This window comes from Arcicella aquatica, from assembly GCF_034928825.1.
GTDB lineage: Bacteria > Bacteroidota > Bacteroidia > Cytophagales > Spirosomataceae > Arcicella > Arcicella aquatica.
Genome location: NZ_JAYFUL010000024.1, coordinates 1 through 16,158, shown reverse-complemented (window position 1 = coordinate 16,158; position 16,158 = coordinate 1). Strand labels below are relative to the sequence as shown.

The window sequence follows — 16,158 nt, the reverse complement described above, 5'->3', positions numbered from 1 at the left end:
TCCAACATAAACCTCAAAGCTTACGGCTCATCACTCAAAGCTAAAATTTTACCCAATTTTATAAACTTAAAAAAAGCTCACAGCTGATAGCTTACGGCTCATAGCTTACACATAACTATGGATTGTCTTATTACCATCGACATTAATACTTCTGCTGTTAAAGTTCATGCTTTTGATATGAATGGGCGACTGCTTTGTTGGAAAAAAGGTTCATACCCAACCTTTCATCCTCAACCAGATTATAGCGAACAAGACCCTGAGCAAATTTTCATTACTACACTTTATATTCTCAAAAATCTATTGAATGAATATGTTCATCCTAAAAAATATAAAGTAACTGCTATCTGTTTTAGCTCTTCGATGCACAGTGTATTGGCCGTTGATAAAAATGGGACGCCCCTCGGAAATGCTATTATTTGGGCAGACAATCGTGGTGTAAAAGAAGCAGAAGCCCTCAAGCAATCTCCTTATGGAGAAAGCATTTTTAACACAACGGGAACACCTATTCACCCTATGTCGCCGATTGTAAAGATTACTTGGATAAAAAATCATGACAAAGAGCGTTTTGCACAAACACATAAATTTATTTCGTTAAAAGAATACGTTATCAAACAGCTTACTGGCGAATATGTAGTCGACCATAGTATCGCTTCATCAACGGGTTTGTTTGATATCCATCAGCTTAAATGGAATCAAGATTCGTTGGATTTTGCAGGCATTACTGCTGACCGACTCTCTGAACCGCTGTCTGTATTCAACACCAATTTATTTTTGAAAAAAGAATACTGTTTTACCTTGGGCTTGCCTGCCAAAACTACCCTGATTGTTGGGGCTAGTGATGGCTGTTTGGCTACCTTGGGAGCAGGAATTGTTGGTTCAGGCAGAGCTACCATCACGATTGGTTCGAGTGGCGCTGTTCGGGTAGCTGGCAAAGAGGTACTTAAAGATGAAAAGAATCGCTTTTTTAATTATTTACTAGCAGATGGCTATTATGTTTCGGGTGGTCCAACGAATAATGGTGGAGTGGTTTTTGAATGGTTTGCTCGACAATTCGGTGATTTCTCTGGTGACTTAGACTTTGAGGATGTCGTCAATGATTTGTTCAAGGAGGCCGCCCAAGTAAAGGCTGGTGCTGATGGCTTATTGTTTTTACCTTATCTATTGGGAGAAAGAGCGCCACTTTGGAATGCTAATGCTCGCGGGATGTATTTTGGTTTGAATATCAGTCATGAACGAAAACATTTTGTACGTGCCACGCTAGAAGGTATCCTTTTTGAGATATATAGTATTGGTAAAATTCTTGAAACGCATAGAAATTTTGATAGCCTTTATATCAACGGAGCGTATGCGTCTTTACCTATATGGACTCAGATTCTGACAGACATGTATGGAAAAAACATCTATGTGAACGACCATCATGATAGTGTAGCGTTAGGAACAGCCTTGCTTGGACTGACACAACTAGGAGCTTATAGGAATCTGGAAGCGGCAGCAGCAACTGTAAAATCGAGCGAGATTTACCAACCAAACCTTAAAAATCATGAAACCTATATGAAGTACTTCGAGATTTTTGAAAATTTAAGTTATAAGCTAAAAAGTGAGTTTGAGCAAATAGTGACGTTACAACAAAGTCTTTAATCTAAAATCTCTCGTTCCAATTATTAAAACGAGAGATTTACATTTTTATTCAGCTTTTGTCAGATACTTATTAGTGACTAAGTCTGCTAAAAAAGCACCGTACGAAAGCGTACTAATTTTTGAACCATTTGATTTAAGATGTCTGTTAGCAAAACTAACCATAAATTCCAGCGTTGTTTGGTTAGCTGGAAACTCTAATCCATTACGAAATCCAACAATTATGTCAGGATAAGTCTCCCCTTCAAGCACCTCTCCATTTTGTGTTACATACTTCATCATAGCTAATTATTAAATTATGTTTTAGATATTGTAGGACAAACATAAGATTCTAAAGTCAGTGTGTCAAGTAAGGATTTATAAAATTTCAACAATTACCTTATTAAATATTCAATCCCCACCATAAAGTAGCCACAAATAGCTTATATTTTACTACCTCGATACCATTTTAAAACGTATTTTTGAATTCTAATAACATATCTTTCAATTCAAATTTTAAACACAAAACTATGAAATCAGTTAAACTGTTAATGTCCCTAATATTTACTTTAGGTGTCATGAATTTTGCCCAAGCTCAAACATCAATTGATGAAATTGTAAAAGAGTGGGAAAGAGCCAAAACTTATACCAAAGAATACCTTGATGCGATGCCTGAAACAGGATATGCCTTGAAACCAACGCCTGAAATGCGTTCATTCGCTGAACAAATGCTTCACTTTACTGATGCTAACTATGGTTTTACTGCTGCGGCTACTGGGGGAAAAAGTCCAATCGGGATGGGAGAATCAGAAAAGAGTACTGACAAATCAAAAGCAAACGTTACAAAATTAGTAATGGCAGGTTATGATTTTGTAATAAGTAGTGTAAAGAAAATGACTCCTGCTCAATTGAACGAAAACATAAAATTGTTCGGCAGATTTGAAATGACCAAAGGAATGGCATTAGCTAAGTGTTTCGAACACCAAACTCACCATAGAGGACAAACTACCGTTTATATCCGCTTGGCAGGTGCAAAACCACCACAAGAGAAATTGTTTTAATAATAAAGTATTAAACATGAGTCATCCTGAATTTTAAAATCATAAAAAAGCGGTCGAAAAACTAATTTCGACCGCTTTTTTATGATTGATGAACAACGAATTCCTACTGTTTGAGCGGAGCGAGTTTAGGAATTCTTGATTTTCTTTTGTTACTTTTCTTTCATCAAGGAAAGAAAAGTAAGGACTAGATAATAATAAGTAGAAAACCTCTCAAATTGTCTCCAAAACGCACAATTTTAGGAAAAATTCGGGATGACTCATGTTTAATATCAAAAATTACTACTTCAAAAGCTTGATTTTAATATCTTTAAAATAAGCAACGCTTTTAGGGTCGTGTCCTTGTAAAGCTATTGTGCCAGAACTAAGCTTTTTCAAGCCACGGTCTGCTGGAAGTGTTTCTGGCTCAGTATAATCAACAGCTACTTTATCGTCAATTTTGATGATAATTCTCTTGCCTTGTACAATAATATGATACTCATACCATTCATTATCTTTCGCTAAATTCTCTTTCACATCATTGATACCGTATAAACTACCTGTTTTACGCCAGTCGCCATGCGTTTGATTTACTTGCACTTCATAGCCTTTTTGTGGCCAGTCTGATGCTTGATATGCCGTATGGATAAAAATACCAGAATTAGAGCCAGGTAAAGTTTTTGCTTTTAATTTCAGTTCAAAATTCTTGAAATCATGGTTTCCAACAGCACCTTCATAAAATAGGTGAGCTCTTTCGCCTGCCACTTTTATTGTTCCATCTTCAATTGTAAATGTAGAAGGATGTTCTTCATTTACATGCCAACCCGCAAAAGTTTTACCATCAAACAGAGAAACCCAGCCTTTTTCTTTCTTTTGAGAGAACGCTAAATTAATTGATAATAAAAAACATAGTAATAATGATAGTTTTTTCATGATTGAATTAAGTTGAATTCCTTTTTGAGGAATGAATTTTATTTATAGTCGCTAATTTACGAATTCATTTGGTGAATAAACATTCAAAGTTACTGTATGAGTTTCTATAGGGTAAACATGTATTTATTGTGATTGGAAGTTTATACCCCAAATTTCTCTATTATTTTCATCCTTGTTTCGCTTATTAATCCCTAATATTCCTATATTTTCTTGGGTCTGTCAAACTTAATTTGCTATGCTGAAATCAGAGAGAAATTAGGCAAAAAAATACTTATATTTTTAGCGATTTTAAGGTAGAAATGATTCTTTAGGTCTTACTTTTGAGGAATCTTTTAATACATACAGCTTATGGAAAATGTAGAAATATTATCTCGGATTCAGTTCGCTTTCACTATCGCCTTTCATTATATCTATCCTCCTTTAAGTATTGGACTAGCCCTCGTGATGGTTTGTATGGAAGGCCTATATTTAAAAACAGGTGATAAAGTTTATGAGCAATTAACACGCTTTTGGATTAAAATTTTTGCCCTAATTTTTGGTATTGGAGTAGCCACAGGTATTGTAATGGAGTTTGAATTTGGTACAAACTGGGCTTCATATTCACGCTATGTTGGTGATATTTTTGGTTCAGCTTTGGCAGCAGAAGGTATTTTTGCTTTTGCCCTCGAGTCTGGCTTTTTAGGCATTTTAATTTTTGGATGGAATAGAGTAAGTCCAGCGGTACATTTTTTTGCCACTATCATGGTTACCTTAGGCTCAATGTTTTCAGCTGTTTGGATTGTGGTCGCTAACTCTTGGCAACAAACCCCAGCGGGTTATCACATTGTAGGTGAAGGGCTAAAAGCAAGAGCAGAAATTACAGATTTTTGGGCAATGGTTTTTAATCCGTCTTCTGTGGATAGATTATCACACGTCTGGATAGGTTCTTTCTTAGCAGGTTCGTTTTTAGTACTAAGTGTTCATGCATATTATATTTATAAAGAACGCCATGTAGCGCTTTCTAAAAAAGCCTTTAAAATTGCGCTGACAGTGTCCACTATTTCAGCATTAGCACAATTATTTACAGGACATCATTCGGCAGATGGGGTATCTAGAAACCAGCCTGCTAAATTAGCAGCTTTTGAAGGTCATTATGATAGTTCAGCCGTGGCAGACATGTATTTAATGGGTTATGTAGATACTAAAACCGAGCAAGTAACAGGGTTAAAAATCCCTAAAGGTTTAACTTTTTTACTTCATCAAGACTTCTCTACTCCCGTAAAAGGCTTACGGGCCTTCCCTAAACAAGACCGACCGACAGCTGTAAATTTTGTATTCCAGACTTATCATCTAATGGTTTCAATAGGAATGACTCTGATTGCTCTTACTTTATTAGCCTCGTTTTTTTGGTATAAGGGTACTTTATTCAAGCAAAAATGGTTGATGTTAGTCTTTTCTTTTTCGGTACTATTACCCCAAATTGCTAATCAAGTAGGATGGTATTCTGCTGAAGTAGGTCGCCAGCCGTGGGTAGTATATGGATTACTTAGAACCTCGGATGCCCTTTCAAAATCTGTTAAAGCTAATCAGGTATGGTTTTCGTTAATTATGTTTACTGTCATTTACGTTTTACTCTTCTGTTTGTTTATCTATCTTCTGAACAAAAAAATAAAGCACGGCCCTGTTGAACATCATCACACTGATGAGATAATTCATTCATCTAAGCGTAACAATCCTATTTTAGATTAAGGGTTTTCTACACCTCTTTTAAACTCAACAACTTTAAACTCAAAAAGCTTATGGCTACTTTTTTAGGAATAGATTTGCCCACTTGGTGGTTTGCCGTCATTGGGGCAGTTTTTACTGGATATGCTATTTTGGATGGCTTTGATTTAGGTGCTGGCGCTATTCATTTACTCTTTAAAAAAGAAGAAAGCAGAAGAATAGCCCTCAATGCCATTGGCCCTGTTTGGGATGGCAACGAAGTATGGCTAGTAATTGGTGGTGGTGCGTTGTTTGCAGGCTTTCCCGAAGTATATGCTACTTTATTTTCTGCATTCTATATTCCATTCATGCTGTTTCTGATGGTATTGATTCTTCGGGCTATTGCCATTGAATTTAGGAGTAAAGAAGCAATGCTTTGGTGGAGACAAATGTGGGATATTGTTTATTCTCTTGCCAGTACGATGATTGCCTTTTTGCTAGGTGTTGTATTGGGCAACCTTATTCAAGGTATTCCGATTGATGAAAATTTTGAATATCAAGGAGATTTTCTGCAGCTGCTAAATCCTTATGCTTTACTGACGGGTCTTACTACTTTGGCATCTTGTACGATGCACGGTTCTATTTATTTAGTGATGAAAACCGAAAGCAGACTTTATACAAAACTGTCTATTATGGTACGTGATACCAGTCGCTTTTTTGTGATTTGTTACATCATGCAAACAATGGTAACGTTGGTGTACTTCCCAAGCATGGCGGCTAAATTCAAAGCTCATCCTACGCTTTTTGCCGTACCTATGCTTACGGTTTTAATTATTATTAATACCCGTAGGTTATTAGAAAAAGGAAAATATATGTTGGCTTTTTTATCGTCTGCCTTTACGATGGCGTCACTTTTAGTAACAGTTGCTATCAACTTATTTCCTAAAATTATTCATTCGACTTTAGACCCAAAATACTCAATTACCATTTATAATGGAGCTTCTTCTGAAAAATCATTATCAATTATATTACTCTTTGCTGTCATTGGCGTACCCATCGTGGCAACCTATACATTTTTTGTATTCTGGACTTTTAAAGGAAAAGTAAAATTGGATGAGAGTTCTTATTAGTTATTGAGTGAGTTGTGAATGAGTGATTTAGTGAATATTTTACTTACTTCTTATAAACCCTACTCATGAGGTATATCGTAAAATATTAATTTGTCTAAATAATTTTAATTGTAGCAGTAATACTTGTGTTTAGCGCTACTGTTCGTTACAAAGTAATAAATTTTACACTTGTCATAGACAAACCACATAAATAATATGAAAAAAAATTTAATTGTAGTGATTTTATTATTTGGGATTACTATTTGTAATGGACAGGTTATTAGTAAAAAGGATAGTCTTTTAGTAATAAGAGCATTAGATAAAGTTTTCAAAAACTTTAAAAACCAAACTTTGTAGAATTCCAGAAAATATCAACAAGGGTAATCTCATGTATTATATGTGAAGATGCAAAAAATTCAAACCTTGGAATTTATGACATAAAGAGAAAAGATTTTTTCGATAACCATCTAAAAGCTATCAAGAACTCTGAAAGTTGGGAAAGAGCATCAAAGTCTAAAGAAATAATACTTCATAGACAAAATAGTAAGCGTGTTGACATAATTGCTTTTTTAACAACTTGGAAACCTAATGAGTATGCCCTTGGACATGAAGGAGCCCAGCTAGGTATTTACTTTTTAAAGGTTGACGAGGAATTTAAGTTTTCTGGTGTGGAAACTATTCCATAAACATAATATAATAGTTCAGCCCTCAACTACACAACTTTATAATACAATAGTCAAACCTGAAAATCGTATGAGAAACAATATGCTTATTGGCATTTTCTTTAGTATTTTGTTCGCTTCTTGTGATACAAATAAAGTAATAACTGGTCGGTATCGCTCTAATTTTGCTCAATGGGGATTTTTTAAGACTAATATTGTATTAAAGTCCGATAGCACGTTTCATTATCAATTGTCGGGTGACTTAGAAAATACTGAACTTGAAGGAATTTACAAAACTCATAAAGATAAGCTCTATTTACGATTTTATAAACTTAAAGATGAGCCAGCAGATGCAATCAAAATTGTTGGGAAAGATACTATTGTTGATTTTGAAAAACTTTATAATACACATCCCTATGAATTAAAAAGAGAAAATGAAATTGAATATCACTTAAAGTTTAAAATCTTAAAAAATAAGTTACAATCATATCGTATTGATAATAACAAACTTGTTAAAAGAATTAAAACTTATTCAAGTAGAAAATATATTCTTTTTTGGAAAAAGAATCATAGTAAGAAATATTTTTTAAAGAGAGTAGAAGTATAAAAATTCTTACATCGAAATTAAACTATTAGCAGAAATACCTAAATTTTGATGCAAATTTTTAATCATTTTAAGGCTTAGCTGTCTTTTACCATTCAATACTTCTGATACTCTATTTTCCCCTCCAAAATATTTAGCCACATCTTTTTGACTAAGCTGTAATTCAGCCATTCTGTATCTTATGGCTTCTATAGGATTTGGTTTGGGTAATGAATAGTTTTTCTTTTCATATTCACTTGCCAAAATAGTAACAGCCTCTAATATTTTTTCTTCTTCAGAACCTTCTGGACATTCTAATAGCAACTCAATAAGCTCATTTGCTTCAGCAAATTCTTGTTCATTAGTAATCGGCTTGATTTGAATTTTCGTTTCCATCATTTTATATATTTAAAATGTCTTTTATCTTGTCATATTCCTTATGAGTACCCAAAAATCTTACATAAACCGCAAAAAATTTGTACCTGACATAAGCAACTAACCTGTATTTGTTAAGAGCAATGTTAAAAACAATTCTCCCATTACCCACAATATCAGCGCCTTTGAAATCTTCTATTATTTGATTGGGGTTTTCATACGTGTTTTCCTCCATCTTCTCATACCAGATTTCCAATGAGGTTCTTGCATCAGGGTATTTATCCCAAAACTCTTTTAAGGTTTTATGTGAGTATATTCTCATAAGTACAAATATAACTAAATAGTTCCACAATTTGGGAAGTTTAAAGGTTTTTATGGCATGAAAATTACATATCACCCCATAAAAGTCTTCGTTAATTTCCTCACTTTATCATCGCTCGAATTTGTACTTCTAATTCTTGGGCTTTAACTTGTGCATCTTCCAAAGGCAAACCTTTATTCATTTCTGGGCGACGGTGTCCAATGCTTGTAAGCCATGCATCTTTCATGATATTTTGGCGTTGTGTAACTAGCTTCATAAAAGCCTCTGGCTCAGTAATATTAGTGAGCGTTGCTTGAACTGTTGGTGCTTTGGCAACGTCTAAAGCTCCTAAATGCATTAAAATACTTTTTGCCATAATCCAATGCCCTGCTTCGCCTGGATGAATGCCATCATTTGCCAAAGTAAAATAGCTTTCAATGCCTAATCGTTGGTCTAATCTTCGATGTGCCTCTAATACTCTTTGCATAGGATAATGCACGTCTATCACTTCCCATTTTTCTTTTTTTACTTGACTTAACAACCAGTCGGAATAGGTATCTAACACGTCAGCATAACCAATCTTTTTACCTCTTGCTTCATCATATATAGGTGGTGTAAGGTGAATTATTTGGGCCCCAGAAGCTACCACTTTATCATGCAACCATTGAACCCCATCTTTGAATTTTTGAAAACGGACTACATCCAACGGTAAGTAAATACCATCATTCATGCCATAAGAAGCAAATACTAAATCTGGCTTAGTCTGCGCTAATACCCTTGACAAACGTTCATGCAAGTCTGGACGAGGAAATCGACCATCTGCATGTCCATCTTCCGAGAGACCAGACACCGTCTCACTAGGTAAGCCAACATTGATAAATTCTATTTTCTGATTAGGGAAATGTGCTATACAATAAGCTTCAATATCATTTACATAAGAACCCGCATAGGTAATACTATTCCCTAAAAACAGCACTTTTTTTACTTCTGGTTTGAACAAAGGTGTTACTTGTGCAAAAGCTGTTGAACCTAATAAAATAAGGAATAAGAAGAAAACGCTTTTTTTCATAACTGAAATTATTTACTGAATCTCGAACTGATAACTTCCTGCTGTTAATGTGTTAATTTTTAATTGTTTATGGGTATCCGACACTACTTTTTCTTCAACTGTATAATGTTTTTGAATATGCTGAGCTTTGCTTACAGTAAGTAAAATCGTTGCTGAAGCATTCGCTGGAATTGTAATATCATACAAAATTTTTGTGCCTACTCTTTTCCATGAAGAAACTATTTTCCCTTGTGGTGCATCATGTGAAGCTTCAAATTGGTTAAGATTTTCTACAAAATTAGGTGCCAAGATAATATTCTTAAATCCTGCCTGCGAGGCATCAGGTTTAATCCCTCCAATGCCTTTATACAACCATGCCCCGATTTCGCCAAACATGATATGGTTCATTGAAATATCACTTTTAGCATCAATCGGCCAGTTTTCATAAAGGGTGGTTGCACCATTAGCAATCCACCAACCCCACGAAGGAAAGGTTTCTTGCGAGGCTACTTTATAGGCTACATCAGCATATCCGTTTTCACTTAAAGCATTTAAAATGGCTTTTGTACCCAACAATCCTACATCTAAATGATTATTGTCAGCTTCTACTCGCTTGGCTAAATTGGCTGCTACTTTCGCTTTCAATTCTTCTGGCACTAATCCCCAATATAGCGGAACACTCAATTCTGTTTGGACACCATTACCATAAATACCCGTTGCTTTATTTAAATATTTGTTGTTAAAAGCTGTTTTAATCTTATCCGCCAAGGCTGAATATCTTTCATAATCAGCGGTTTTCCCGAATAATTTTGCAGTTTTTGCTAAGATAGTAACATCTACAAAATAGTAAGCAGACGACGTTAATTCTACAGGTGTTTTAGATTTTACAGGCACCCAATCGCCCAAGCCCCAAGTCGTTAATCCAGTCGGACTGATAGATTCAATGTGATTGACATAGCGTTTGAGGTTTTCATAATTATCGGACAAAATCTTAGTATCACCATAAAACAAATAGATATTCCAAGGAATAATGGCGATAGTACTTGTCCAGTCTGGTCCATTTCCCCATTCATAACCCCAACCATCTGTAGGAATAATAGAAGGTAAAACGCCATTGGCTTGCTGCTCGTCTCGGTGGTCGGCGAGCCATTTTTCATAAATCGTGATACCATCAAAATTATACAAGCCTGTTTCGCTTGCAATGTGGGCATCTCCCGTCCAACCGTTTTTTTCTCTTTGTGGGCAGTCGGTTGGATAACCAAATAGATTTGATAAATAAGCGTTATTGGTAGCAGACCAAATTTTGTTAATCGTCGGGTTTGATGAATTTATCTTTCCCACCACTGGCACATCGCTATGCATAAAATATCCTACCAAACTTTCTTTTGTCAAGGCTATTGGCTGACTACTCGTTATTTCTACATATTGAAATCCTTTGTAATTAAAATGAGGCATAAAGCTTTCTTCACCTTTGCCCGATAACGTAATAATATCTACCTGAAAAGGGTCTTTATTATCAGTAGGGCGGTAATGAACATCAATATTCGACAAGTCGGCACGTCCATCAGGGTACAACCTTTCAGCATGTTTTAGACGTAAAACTGTTCCTACTTTTCCCGAAACCTTGATTTTACTTACTCCCGAAATGTTTCTGCCTAAATCAAAAACATAGGTGGTATCATTAATTTTATTCAAACTCTTAGTCGTAATTTCTTCTACATTTCTAATCGGTTGCAAGGCCTGAGCCACAATGTTATTAGAAGGTGCTGTTCTGAAAATAACATCTTTCCATTGTTTATCATCAAAATTAGCTTTGTTCCAATCTGGCTGTTCCAATCGGGCATCGTAATGTTCTGCGGTGTAAATACTATTGAAAATAATGGGACTCAAAGCTGTTTTCCAGTCTTTCCCCGAAGCTATTACTTCGCTAGTACCATCATCATATTTCACTCGAATATCCATGCAAAAGGTTGGTCGTCCACGCCAAGGGGCTTCGTGAAAATACCAAACTGCTGTAGATTGATGATTGTACCAACCATTACCCAAGAGTACACCAATAGCATTTTTACCCGACTGCAATTGCTTGGTTACATCATGAGTGACATACAGCGTGCGTCTATCAAACCGCGTGTACATAGGGTCTAAGCGGTGATTACTGATTTTTTCACCATTGATATATAACTCATACAAACCGGCTACGGCAATGTAGGCACGTGCCGAAACGATTTTCTTATTTGCATGAAAGGTCTTTCTAAAATAGGGAGCAGGTTTAGTATTTACATCCCTTGAATCGCTAATCCAAGCACCCTGCCAATTGCTCATATTCATCATACCCGTTTCAAAACTGGCGATTTCCGAACTGATTTGCTGACCGTCCTTATCCCATGCAATTACTCGCCAATAGTATTTTGTAAAGGCTTGTAGCGATTTACCTTGATAGCTTACTAACGTTTGTGAAGCACTCTTTTTGCCAGTATTCCAGTCTTTGCCAATGCCTTTTGTTAAAGCCAATGAATCAGTATTCACCAAGATTTGGTAAGCTGTCTGTTTTGCTCCTTGTCGGGCATCAGTCAACTGCCAAGTAAAGCGTGGTAAGGTGGCATCAATCCCCAATGGATTAACCAGATATTCACATTGTAATGCTGTGACTTTGCAAGGGGTACTAGCAAAAATAGATTGGTTAAACAGTAAGAAATTCAAGAAAAGGAATAGACGAAAAAGTATGAATTTGTGCCTCATGGTTTTGTTTAAGAATGCGTCTGAATTAAAGAGCGGAAATTACGGAGTAATTCTGGATAAACTATTCTCAGTTGTGGGTTAGGTTTCAACTTTGTTGAACATAGAAATTACCATTGGGTAATTATTTTTCAAAAAATAAAAATTGAGTTTTTTATTGAAAAATAAAGTGATACTTTAGTGGATTAGAAAATATATGTCTTTAATTCTAAGAAAAATTAACAAGTTGGCAAATATTCTTATAAAACGACACCACTAATATGAATAAAATACTATTATTAACTTTAATAGTTACATTTTCTTCAACCATACTTTGGGGGCAAACAACAATTGATGTTACAGAAACAACTTTAAAAATTAAGGCACTTGGTGGAGAAGAGATTTTTTATTATGGCTTTGCAGAGGGGGATAAGCTAATTTTCAATTTTCAAGAACTAAACGATAAAGAATTGAAAGAAATTGAAATTATAGAGCTACCCTCTTCTTCGAAATTTATGGACTATAAATCGAAAAAAATAGAGAATAAAATATTCAATATTACTAGAACAGGAATTTACAAGTTTAGACTTTACAACTCAGCTATTAGCGGACGTATTTGTAAGTTAAAAATTCAAAGAATTCCTGCATCAGATGTTACAAAATATTTTAATACTTCTGTTTACTGGCGAATAGTTCAAGATACAACTTATATACCGACTGAAGAAAAATATTTAGTAAAAAGCGACACAATAGTCCAAGAGATTTATTCAAGCAATCCTCAAATTTCTTCATCAACAGCATTGAATGGTAATAAAAATTCACAAATTATTGATTTCACTCTACCAGACAATACAATTTCTTGGAGTTTTTACGTAGGAACAGGCAAGGAAGGTAAATCAGAATACGATAATGCGAAAGTAAGATTTATTCAAAATATGACTACCTCAGTCTCAAAAATTCCTGGTTACGGACCTATGGCAGCCCTAGCTTTAACAGGGATTTCATATTTTAACCATATTCAAGGAGAAGACAATGTAAAATATTGGTTTTTGAGTGACCTGAATAGTGTTGCTCTTTTCAACTCCGGAAAACCATTTATGCAATATAAAATGGGAGACGTGATAAATGAGGCATCGCAAATGAAATTTCCATTAAAAGGTAAAATTTATCTTGCATTACTCAATGATAACATAATTGATCCAATCAGATTAACAATTAAAGTATCTACTATTCAAGTTAATCAACTATGGAATTCAAGAATAAGGCAAGTAATGAGTATAACTAATCGACAAGAAGCGTATTTAAAAAACATCAACTAATATTTACTTCCAACCTGTAGAAAATAATTCCAAGTCTTGTTTATTCTTCAACAATAAATATAATTTAGTCATGGAGTGCATCATATATTTACCTCGAAGTCTCAGTCTTTAAGAAGCTAAGAGAAAGGTTATACAAAACTGTACTTACTAATGGAATTTTTCAAGATAATTAAATCTAAATATTATATGAAAAAAATAATAACAATTACTTGTACGTTTTTATTCTCCTTTTTTGTGTGCTTTTCACAGAATTTGTTAGATAAATCAGAAGATTTTAAATCTGAACTTTATTTTTTAAATAAAGAATCAATTGAAAAGTTCATTTTTGCACTATTGAGTGCTTTATTAGGTTTCTTATTCAATTATTTATTAACGAAGAGAAAAGAAAAAAGAGACTCAAAACAATTGTCTTACGAGTTGACCATAAAAGATGTCATTACAAAAGAAGAAAGTCCAATTAAGGATAATATCTCCTTAACATATCGAAATAATACAGTCCCAAACATAACATTTATTTCATGTACAATAAAAAATACAGGGGAGCTTGTTGTTAAAAATCAAGAAATTCGTTTCGAATTTAAAAATACTGATAAGCTTTCTATTTTAGAAGATTATTTCGATCCTAAACCAGAGCCCGAGTTAGGTGTTATAAAAGAATCTAATACAGAAAAAGGATTATCAGAAAGAAAGTATAAAATAGGACATCTTGTAAAAGATAAAGAGGTTAAATTTAATTTTGTCGTGTCTGCAAGTAATCCCGTTTTAAAATTGCATGATTATAATCCAAGTGGAGATGTGATATTTAATGAAGTAAATATTAATAAAAGAAAAAGCGATAAAGAAATAATGAAAAGCTTTTTATATACTAATATCTTCCTCATAGTCTTCTACCCAATTGCACATTATCAATTTATCTCTTTAAGCTTAGAGATTCTGTGGTCTGTTGCTTTTTTAATATTTAATTTAAGCTTCGTAAAACCTATATCATATATCTTAGCTGAGTATAATTACCGTTTTAGTAAAGAAGATGATGTTTCTTCTTTGGAATTTGAAATATTAGGGGATCATAATTTTATAACAATTCATCAAAATGAAAATAAGGATAAACATATTAACACATAATTTTTTGCAAAAAAAGACACCTACTTCTCCACTGATAGTTGGTTCACCTACTATCCCAAACAGAAAAAGCGTACACTTAAACTTGGGCATGTAACATAAACATTTTGAGGGTAATAACTTCCAAAGTTATTAAAAGCATTTTATCTAAATTTTTAACAACATCACTCCATGAATTTTGAAAAATTAGTTCCTAATATTTTTTATGTTGACATTAATGATGGACTGACATTATTTGTCGACTGTTTAGGTTTTACTATAGGTTATAATGAAATAAAATCCATCAATCCATTTTGTGTATTAGAAAAAGATGGTTTACGCATAAATCTTTTTGAAAATGCTGAACTTGCAAAGGAACATAACCCTGAATTTAGATTAGTCACAAAGAATATTGAGGAAGTTTATGAGAAAGTTTCTAAGTCTCATCCTGAATTCCTTCATCCAAATCTGAAAGTTATTACGCTTCGCCCTTGGGGTGCTAAAGAATTTGCTTTGATGGATAAACAATTGGGGGTTATCATTCAAGAGTGGTAAAATAACTATATCATGTCTTATTTAACTTCAGACTAGATTTTGTAAAAGGTTCTTCCCTCAATGATGATTTGAAATGATGATTGAAAGAGACAAAATATCTTGATTTAGTTCATCAATTGTAGAACGCAACTGATTAATCATACTTTCAAGTTGTTGTAGGTCTTCTACTGTATATAGCCCCCCTTCTCCAAAAAACAGTTTCAAGTCTGCCTGATTTATTTCTCCATCATCCATTAAAATATGTTGCCATCTTGTTTTAATGTTGTAGGCCAAAGAGTTTGTTTTAGCATTACTCATTTGCTTATCAGTCAATAACTTCCAGATAAAAGGTGATAAATTTTTATCATTATTTGATTCCTCCCAAATGTTTTTAAGCAGGTTTCGATGATGATAAAATTCTACTTTTTTCCCTTTAGGGTTAATTGTGATAATACCTACACCAGCCCCTATTAAGCCAGCGCCAACGCTGATGGTTTTATTCAGATTATCAGATTCGATAAAAGAAGTAACTCCAGCACTTACTGCACCAAGAATTACAGAACCAACTAACAAACGATTTGTCCTTTTTGAGTTATAATCATCCAAATAATCAAGTATTTGATGACTTCGAACACTTTCACAAAGTAATTCAGAAGAAATAGCCTCTAAATCTAACCTTGCAAGCTGAATTTTAGCGTTTATCTGATCTTTCTTTTCTAATAAGGTAAGCCTTACGCCATCATTTGAAGTTTTTTTAATAGTAAGATAATCATGAAGATCATTTAAAATTCCTAGCGATTTAGCAACGGCATAATTGTTTTCAGTGAGATTAGAATTAATAAAATCCTGAGAGGTTAAATCTGATACCTCTTCAAAAATTGCATAGTTAATCTTATGATTGGGCGTACAAAAGCTATTCTTTAGGGCATTCACTTGAGGGTTCCTCAAAACTTTTGATGAGGAACAAGACCAAAAAAGTATAGAAGTTATTAGGAAGAAGGTACACTTTTTCATTTATATTCAGGAGCGGCTTCCCTTTAGTAATATAATTATTTGATTATCAATACATTATAAATAAAATAACCCCGAAAAAGTGTCAATATTGGCAATTTTCAGGGTTTTTCTGTATTTTGTTTCTGCTAAAAAA

At 34.0% G+C, this 16,158-nt stretch carries 16 protein-coding genes; 9 read left to right on the top strand and 7 right to left on the bottom strand.

Annotated features, from left to right (window positions below):
• Positions 1 to 117: 117 nt before the first annotated feature.
• Positions 118 to 1,638 (top strand): gluconokinase, encoded by a 1,521-nt coding sequence (locus tag VB264_RS14665; RefSeq protein WP_323250550.1) that lies wholly within the window; start codon positions 118 to 120, stop codon positions 1,636 to 1,638.
• Positions 1,639 to 1,683: 45 nt separating this feature from the next.
• On the opposite strand, the gene VB264_RS14660 is transcribed toward VB264_RS14665, so the two are convergent.
• Complete coding sequence (locus VB264_RS14660; RefSeq protein ID WP_309917258.1) at positions 1,684 to 1,917, bottom strand: hypothetical protein; 234 nt, start codon at positions 1,915 to 1,917, stop codon at positions 1,684 to 1,686.
• A gap of 227 nt (positions 1,918 to 2,144) precedes the next feature.
• On the opposite strand from VB264_RS14660, the gene VB264_RS14655 reads away from it, so the two are divergent.
• On the top strand, positions 2,145 to 2,675 hold the full coding sequence (locus VB264_RS14655; RefSeq protein ID WP_323250549.1) for a DinB family protein: 531 nt from the start codon (positions 2,145 to 2,147) through the stop codon (positions 2,673 to 2,675).
• Positions 2,676 to 2,954: 279 nt separating this feature from the next.
• Here VB264_RS14655 and VB264_RS14650 read toward each other — a convergent pair whose 3' ends face one another.
• On the bottom strand, positions 2,955 to 3,584 hold the full coding sequence (locus VB264_RS14650) for a 3-keto-disaccharide hydrolase (RefSeq protein WP_323250548.1): 630 nt from the start codon (positions 3,582 to 3,584) through the stop codon (positions 2,955 to 2,957).
• 348 nt (positions 3,585 to 3,932) lie between these two features.
• Between VB264_RS14650 and VB264_RS14645 the strand changes: the two genes are divergently transcribed.
• From VB264_RS14645 to VB264_RS14630, 4 genes are all read left to right on the top strand, one after another.
• Positions 3,933 to 5,312 carry a cytochrome ubiquinol oxidase subunit I gene (locus VB264_RS14645; RefSeq protein WP_323250547.1) on the top strand — a complete coding sequence of 460 codons (1,380 nt, stop codon included), beginning with the start codon at positions 3,933 to 3,935 and terminating at the stop codon, positions 5,310 to 5,312.
• A gap of 50 nt (positions 5,313 to 5,362) precedes the next feature.
• Positions 5,363 to 6,397, top strand: coding sequence for a cytochrome d ubiquinol oxidase subunit II (gene cydB, locus VB264_RS14640; RefSeq protein ID WP_323250546.1), 1,035 nt, complete (start codon positions 5,363 to 5,365; stop codon positions 6,395 to 6,397).
• Between the two features lie 195 nt (positions 6,398 to 6,592).
• Positions 6,593 to 6,733, top strand: a complete 141-nt coding sequence (locus tag VB264_RS14635; RefSeq protein WP_323250545.1) for a hypothetical protein — start codon at positions 6,593 to 6,595, stop codon at positions 6,731 to 6,733.
• Between the two features lie 396 nt (positions 6,734 to 7,129).
• Positions 7,130 to 7,645 (top strand): hypothetical protein, encoded by a 516-nt coding sequence (locus tag VB264_RS14630; protein ID WP_323250544.1) that lies wholly within the window; start codon positions 7,130 to 7,132, stop codon positions 7,643 to 7,645.
• A 6-nt stretch (positions 7,646 to 7,651) separates the two neighbouring features.
• Here the strand turns inward: VB264_RS14630 and VB264_RS14625 are convergent, their stop codons facing one another.
• From VB264_RS14625 to VB264_RS14610, 4 genes are all read right to left on the bottom strand, one after another.
• Positions 7,652 to 8,017: a helix-turn-helix domain-containing protein gene (locus tag VB264_RS14625; RefSeq protein WP_309917236.1), complete on the bottom strand. Its 366-nt coding sequence runs from the start codon at positions 8,015 to 8,017 to the stop codon at positions 7,652 to 7,654.
• Positions 8,018 to 8,021: 4 nt separating this feature from the next.
• Positions 8,022 to 8,318: a type II toxin-antitoxin system HigB family toxin gene (locus VB264_RS14620; protein WP_323250543.1), complete on the bottom strand. Its 297-nt coding sequence runs from the start codon at positions 8,316 to 8,318 to the stop codon at positions 8,022 to 8,024.
• 100 nt (positions 8,319 to 8,418) lie between these two features.
• Complete coding sequence (locus VB264_RS14615) at positions 8,419 to 9,366, bottom strand: SGNH/GDSL hydrolase family protein (protein ID WP_323250542.1); 948 nt, start codon at positions 9,364 to 9,366, stop codon at positions 8,419 to 8,421.
• A gap of 12 nt (positions 9,367 to 9,378) precedes the next feature.
• A complete protein-coding gene (locus tag VB264_RS14610; RefSeq protein WP_323250541.1) occupies positions 9,379 to 12,084 on the bottom strand; it encodes an alpha-L-rhamnosidase in 2,706 nt (901 codons plus the stop codon).
• Between the two features lie 257 nt (positions 12,085 to 12,341).
• Between VB264_RS14610 and VB264_RS14605 the strand changes: the two genes are divergently transcribed.
• The 3 genes from VB264_RS14605 to VB264_RS14595 all read left to right on the top strand — a co-directional run bounded on the left by VB264_RS14605 (position 12,342) and on the right by VB264_RS14595 (position 15,032).
• Entirely contained in the window at positions 12,342 to 13,379 is a 1,038-nt protein-coding gene (locus tag VB264_RS14605; protein ID WP_323250540.1) for a hypothetical protein, read from the top strand.
• Positions 13,380 to 13,565: 186 nt separating this feature from the next.
• Positions 13,566 to 14,501 (top strand): hypothetical protein, encoded by a 936-nt coding sequence (locus tag VB264_RS14600; RefSeq protein ID WP_323250539.1) that lies wholly within the window; start codon positions 13,566 to 13,568, stop codon positions 14,499 to 14,501.
• A 168-nt stretch (positions 14,502 to 14,669) separates the two neighbouring features.
• Positions 14,670 to 15,032, top strand: coding sequence for a VOC family protein (locus tag VB264_RS14595; RefSeq protein WP_323250538.1), 363 nt, complete (start codon positions 14,670 to 14,672; stop codon positions 15,030 to 15,032).
• 57 nt (positions 15,033 to 15,089) lie between these two features.
• Here the strand turns inward: VB264_RS14595 and VB264_RS14590 are convergent, their stop codons facing one another.
• Positions 15,090 to 15,959 (bottom strand): hypothetical protein, encoded by an 870-nt coding sequence (locus VB264_RS14590; protein ID WP_323250537.1) that lies wholly within the window; start codon positions 15,957 to 15,959, stop codon positions 15,090 to 15,092.
• Positions 15,960 to 16,158 lie beyond the last annotated feature (199 nt).